Below are 5,874 nucleotides of genomic sequence, written 5' to 3' on the forward strand. Positions count from 1 at the left end.
CAGCATTGCAAAGTTTCATAGAGGGTTAAACAATTGAGTAGTTCTTAAGCAATGGGGACATATGAGGTGTCGAGGGATTATAAGCCCAAAAAAAGATTGGGTATTTTTCAAGGAGCATGATTTAATGTATTTATTTACCAGTGAAGTAGTCAGTCCCGGTCACCCGGACAAATGCGCAGACATTATTGCGGACAGTATCGTTGACCGCCTTATCATAGGAGATCCGAAAAGTCGTGTCGCCAGTGAGGTTTTTGTTGCCGGTCGACATGTCGTCATCGGCGGCGAAGTCACTTCAAACGTCCAACTGTCGACTGATGAGTATAAACAAATCGCCATTGATGCCCTCAAAAAAATCGGCTACGACGGCAATCCGAATTTTACCCGTGCTGAATGCCTGTATCCCGATGATGTGGAAGTGCAGGTCCTTCTGAACCGTCAAAGCCCTGATATCAATCAGGGAGTTGATCAGGAAGGCGGTGAAACTGGTGCCGGAGATCAGGGGATCATGTTCGGATATGCCGACAGTGAAACTGCCAACTATATGCCAAGCGCCATCACCTACGCGCGTATGCTGATGGAAAAAGTCTACCATTATGCTCTTAACCATCCTCACAAACTCGGTGTTGACATCAAGACGCAAGTTACTATGGATTACGGTAAAAAAGAGAATTTTGAAAACTGTCATCCTCAGAAAATCCATACAATCGTTGTTTCTGCCCCTTGTGTCAGTAGCATGAACATCGAGCAAGTACGTGAACTCATTATGGAGCTTATCCTCGATACAGGCTTGCCAACACAGCTGTTTGATCCCAAAGAGTGCGTTATCCATATCAATCCGACCGGAAAGTATGTCTCCCACTCGAGCTTGCATGACAGTGGCCTTACCGGACGCAAGCTGATCGTCGACAGTTTCGGCGGCTATGCTCCTATCGGAGGGGGCGCCCAAAGCTCAAAGGACTATACCAAGGTTGACCGTTCCGGACTATATGCCGGGCGATGGCTGGCGAAGCATATTGTTGCCGCCGGTTTGGCTAAAAAAGCAATTGTTCAAATCTCCTATGCCATCGGAGTTGCGAAACCGACTTCTGTCGCCGTTGATACATGCGGCACGTGCATAGAGGGTTTGGATGATGATATCCTCTCGACGTTCGTTCATGAAAACTTCCCGTTGACTCCCAACTGGATTACGCGTAAATTTGATCTCGATCACCCTAGCGAAGAGACTTTTTTGTATGCCGATGTCGCAAGCCGCGGTCAAGTAGGACAGAGCGATTACCCATGGGAAAAACTGGATCAGCTGGATAAATTTGAAGCACTGCGTTAAGCTAAAAGAAGAGTTTGTAGATGTAAAAGTTTTAAGTTTGTTCAATAAGTGATGTATATAATTTAATGTCGCTTAAAATGAATTTGTATTAAAATATAAATACTTGAAAATGGAGTTAACAATTTTATGAAAAAAGCCATCGTAACAGGAATCACAGGGCAAGACGGCGCCTATCTGGCAGAGCTTCTGCTCGAAAAAGGATATGAGGTATATGGGACCTATCGTCGTACGGCATCCGTGAATTTCTGGCGGATCGAAGAGCTCGGGATCGAAAAGCACCCGAACCTCCATCTGATCGAATACGATCTTACCGATGCATCCAACAGTATCCGCATGGTCATGGAAATTCAGCCTGACGAGATTTATAATCTTGCGGCACAAAGTTTCGTCGGGGTATCGTTCGATCAGCCGCTTGCTACGGCGCATATTACGGGATTGGGGTGCGTTCATTTGCTCGAAGCGATTCGTATCGTGAATCCTAAAATTCGTTTTTATCAGGCGTCTACTTCCGAAATGTTCGGTTTGGTGCAGGAAATCCCTCAGACCGAACGTACTCCTCTTTATCCGCGCAGTCCTTACGGTATTGCCAAGCTTTACGCGCATTGGATGGTGATCAACTACCGTGAGTCATATAATATTTTCGGCTGCAGCGGAATACTGTTTAACCATGAATCACCGCTGCGTGGGCGGGAATTCGTGACGCGCAAGATCACCGATAGCGTTGCCAAAATTAAACTCGGCAAGCTTGATTGCTTGGAACTTGGCAACATGGATGCCAAACGTGACTGGGGATTTGCCAAAGAGTATGTTGAAGGGATGTATCTGATGCTCCAAGCCGATAAGCCCGATACGTATGTTCTGGCAACGAACCGCACCGAGACCGTACGCGATTTCGTGACTATGGCGTTCAAAGCGGCTGGGATAGACCTTGCATTCAGCGGTAAAGATGAAAATGAGATAGCGACGGATGTCGCTACAGGGCAAGTCGTTGTCCGTGTGAATCCAAAGTTTTACCGTCCGGCAGAAGTGGATCTGTTAATCGGAAATCCTGAAAAAGCGAAAAAAGAGTTGGGATGGGAACCGAAAACAACTCTCGAAGCGTTATGCGCCATGATGGTAAAAGAAGACTTGAGACGCAATGAATCCGGTTTCTCGTTCTAATCGACTTCTGATAACCGGTATAGCTGGTTTTACCGGCCATTACCTCGCTAAACGGCTTGCCGATTTGGGGTATGAGGTTTATGGCACCAGTATTGATGAGCCGAAAGAACAAAACCATTTTAAATGCGATTTACGCGATCGTGAAGCGATCAAAAAGGTAGTCGAGCAGATTCAGCCGACTCATGTGATTCATCTGGCAGCGATCTCGTTTGTCGGAGAGTCCAATCCTGCTCTTTTTTATGATGTCAATGTCGTTGGGACGTGTTATCTCCTTGATGCTCTCGCCGAATTAGAAGAAACACCGAAAAAAGTCATTTTGGCCAGTAGCGCTACCGTGTACGGTGACCAAGGGCGCGAAGTGCTTGATGAGTCAATGTGCCCTCGTCCGGTCAATCATTACGGATGCAGCAAGCTCGCAATGGAACAGATGGCCTCGAACTATAGATCGAAACTCCCGATCATTATTACGCGCCCGTTTAATTATACGGGTCCCGGGCAAGAGGGGCATTTCTTGATCCCTAAAATCGTCAACCATTTTAAAGAACGCAAAAGCCGTATCGAGCTTGGAAATCTTCATGTTGAGCGGGAGTTTAATGATATCCGCGATGTCAGTGAAATCTATGCCAAACTCTTGGTAAGCGATGCGCAGGGCGAAACACTTAACCTGTGTAGCGGCCGGGGAGTATCCTTGCTCAGTGTGATAGATATGATGAACGAAATAGCAAAGTATGAGATTGAGGTGGCTGTCAATCCGGCTTTTGTGCGGGTCGATGAAATCAAACGGCTGGTCGGATCGGTAGCAAAACAAAACACTCTGATCGGTGAGATGCAGCCGATAACCATCAGAGATACTTTGTTGAGCATGTATGAAGCCTAGAATTATTATTGATGCTCTTGCACTTTTGGGCCCTCTGACGGGGATAGGGCGCTACACTTATGAAAATGCGCGAGAGCTTTCCAAGACGGGAAGTTACCGGATCGACTATTTTTATGGCTACGTATCTGATCAACTCATGACACCGGCTAAGGCTCAAGGAAGAAAATCGCTTCGGGCATGGATCGTCAAAAATCCTCTTGTCAAATCGATCATTCGTAGTATAATGTTTCGATTCGCAGGGATCATATCACCTCGTTACGATCTCTACTGGCAGCCTAACTTTATTCCAAACCACAGCATTAAAGCGGCAAAAATTGTTGCAACCGTGCATGATTTTTCATGGGAGATCTATCCTGAATTTCAGCCGAGCGAGCGTGTAAAGTATTTTCGGAAATATTTTTACACATCGATACAGCAATGCAATCATATCATCACGGGTTCTCATTTCACCAAACGTGAGATTATCGAGCGGGCAGGTATTGCCCCGGAAAAAGTTACTGTCATCTATCACGGGATTGATCATACGGTTTTTTATCCCCGGAAAGACGATAAAAAACCGGCTCAAAAATATATTTTGGCTGTCGGAAGTATCGAGCCGCGTAAAAATCTTAAAAATCTTTTGAGTGCCTACGCCAAACTGGACAGAAATTTCAAAGACGAGTACCATTTGATTTTAGTCGGTGCTCCGGGCTGGAACAATCAGGACATTGTCGATGAGATAAAGAGCCTCAGTCAGTGGGTGAAGTATACCGGCTATGTCAGTGACGATGAACTGGCCAAACTTTATACTCAAGCGAGTCTATTTATCTATCCGTCTATATATGAAGGGTTCGGGATTCCTCCTCTGGAAGCGATGGCCTGCGGAACGCCTGTGATTGTTTCAAGTGCTTCAACCTTACCGGAAGTATGTGCCGATGCCGTGTACTATATCGATCCATTGGATGTTAAATCGATTACGCAAGGTATGGTAAAAGTACTCGGTGATGCCGCATTGCAAAAAGAACTTACGACGAAAGGGTTGATTCGGGCAAAAGAGTTCCATTGGGAAAAAAGCGCACGGGAACATCAAGCAGTATTTGACAAGGTGCTAAAGGGATGAAAATCGCGATTATCCACGATTGGCTTACTGTATATGCAGGAGCGGAAAAGACGTTAGAACAGATTCTGGCTGTATATCCGCATGCGGATATTTTCACAATAGTTGATTTTTTACCCGAAAAAGATCGCGGTTTTTTAAAAGGGCATAAAATCACAACGAGTATGATCCAGAAACTTCCTTTTGCAAAATCCAAGTATCGTCATTATCTGCCGTTGATGCCTCTGGCCATAGAACAGTTTGACCTGTCCGGATATGATCTCGTCATCTCAAGCTCTCACGCGGTAGCCAAAGGGGTGATAACGGGTCCTGATCAACGCCATCTTTGTTTGTGCTATTCACCCATCCGCTATGCATGGGATCTACAACATCAATATTTGCGGGAAAGCGGCCTTGGATATGGGCTTAAAGGCTGGCTGGTCCGCTATATGCTCCATAAGATACGAGTATGGGATATGCGTACCGCCAATGGAGTGGATGAGTTTATTGCCATTTCCGAGTTTATCGCGCGACGCATCTGGAAAGTATATCGTCGAAAATCGACGGTTATTTACCCGCCTGTCGATATTCAAGCCTTTGAAATAGGCGAGCATAAAGAGGATTTTTACCTGACCGCATCACGAATGGTTCCGTACAAAAAAATCGATCTGATCGTCGAAGCGTTTGCGGCAATGCCCGATAAAAAGCTGATCGTTATAGGGACCGGACCTGATTTTGACAAAATCAAAGCGAAAGCGGGAGCAAATGTGACGTTAATGGGCTATCAAACGTTTGAGGTATTGCGTAATCATATGCAGCGGGCTCGTGCGTTTGTTTTTGCCGCAGAGGAAGATTTCGGCATCGCCCCGCTAGAAGCACAAGCGTGCGGAACACCCGTTATAGCCTTGGCCAAAGGTGGTGCATTGGAGACGGTTGTTGATGGTGTCAGCGGAGTCTTTTTCGATACGCAAAATATCGAAAGTTTACGCGATGCGATTAGACGGTTTGAAATTCTATCTTGGAATGCGGTAAAAATTCGAGACAATGCGATACGGTTTGGGTCGCAACGGTTTCAAAAAGAGTTTCAGGATTTTGTGCAAAAAAATTTGAATTACGAGGGTAAAAAATGATGAAAGAACCAGTATCTAGGTTAACATTGGTTCTTGCCGACGGGATTGGATTGTTTTTTAGCATCATCCTGGCGTTTTTCACGCGTCAGCTATTGGAGCCGTATTTTGATTTATCAGCGCCGGCAAATGTATTGTATTATTTACAGTTTTGGCTGGTATATGTCGTAACGTTCGTAACGTTTTATTTTTTAGGTATTTATCGCAAACGATATGATTTTTGGCAGGAACTCGAACGGATAATCAAGGGACTTTTTTTGTCGGCTGTCGTTATTTTGTCAGTATTGGCTATGACGAAGCAGGCAGAAGA

Annotated in this window: 5 protein-coding genes and 1 pseudogene; all 6 read left to right on the plus strand. The window is 45.4% G+C overall.

Going from position 1 to position 5,874, the window contains the following annotated elements:
• Positions 1-124 precede the first annotated feature (124 nt).
• On the plus strand, positions 125-1,324 hold the full coding sequence (gene metK / locus JU82_RS00870; protein ID WP_037945626.1) for a methionine adenosyltransferase: 1,200 nt from the start codon (positions 125-127) through the stop codon (positions 1,322-1,324).
• A 126-nt stretch (positions 1,325-1,450) separates the two neighbouring features.
• Complete coding sequence (gene gmd / locus JU82_RS00875; protein ID WP_037945627.1) at positions 1,451-2,485, plus strand: GDP-mannose 4,6-dehydratase; 1,035 nt, start codon at positions 1,451-1,453, stop codon at positions 2,483-2,485.
• Complete coding sequence (locus tag JU82_RS00880; protein WP_037945628.1) at positions 2,463-3,362, plus strand: GDP-mannose 4,6-dehydratase; 900 nt, start codon at positions 2,463-2,465, stop codon at positions 3,360-3,362. The genes gmd and JU82_RS00880 overlap by 23 nt, the downstream gene beginning before the upstream one ends.
• A complete protein-coding gene (locus tag JU82_RS00885) occupies positions 3,352-4,461 on the plus strand; it encodes a glycosyltransferase family 1 protein (RefSeq protein ID WP_037945629.1) in 1,110 nt (369 codons plus the stop codon). The genes JU82_RS00880 and JU82_RS00885 overlap by 11 nt, the downstream gene beginning before the upstream one ends.
• Positions 4,458-5,567, plus strand: coding sequence for a glycosyltransferase family 4 protein (locus JU82_RS00890; RefSeq protein WP_037945631.1), 1,110 nt, complete (start codon positions 4,458-4,460; stop codon positions 5,565-5,567). The genes JU82_RS00885 and JU82_RS00890 overlap by 4 nt, the downstream gene beginning before the upstream one ends.
• A pseudogene (locus tag JU82_RS00895) lies at positions 5,564-5,874 on the plus strand (glycosyl transferase); the annotation flags it as partial. The gene JU82_RS00890 and the pseudogene JU82_RS00895, both read left to right, overlap by 4 nt.

Source organism: Sulfuricurvum sp. MLSB (assembly GCF_000747095.1).
In the GTDB taxonomy this organism is placed as follows: Bacteria; Campylobacterota; Campylobacteria; order Campylobacterales; family Sulfurimonadaceae; genus Sulfuricurvum.

Bases quoted from the DNA above. Each gene is read 5' to 3' on its own strand.
- JU82_RS00890 (WP_037945631.1), top strand. From the start codon at position 4,458: ATGAAAATCGCGATTATCCACGATTGGCTTACTGTATATGCAGGAGCG.
- gmd (WP_037945627.1), top strand. From the start codon at position 1,451: ATGAAAAAAGCCATCGTAACAGGAATCACAGGGCAAGACGGCGCCTAT.
- JU82_RS00880 (WP_037945628.1), top strand. From the start codon at position 2,463: ATGAATCCGGTTTCTCGTTCTAATCGACTTCTGATAACCGGTATAGCT.
- JU82_RS00885 (WP_037945629.1), top strand. From the start codon at position 3,352: ATGAAGCCTAGAATTATTATTGATGCTCTTGCACTTTTGGGCCCTCTG.
- metK (WP_037945626.1), top strand. From the start codon at position 125: ATGTATTTATTTACCAGTGAAGTAGTCAGTCCCGGTCACCCGGACAAA.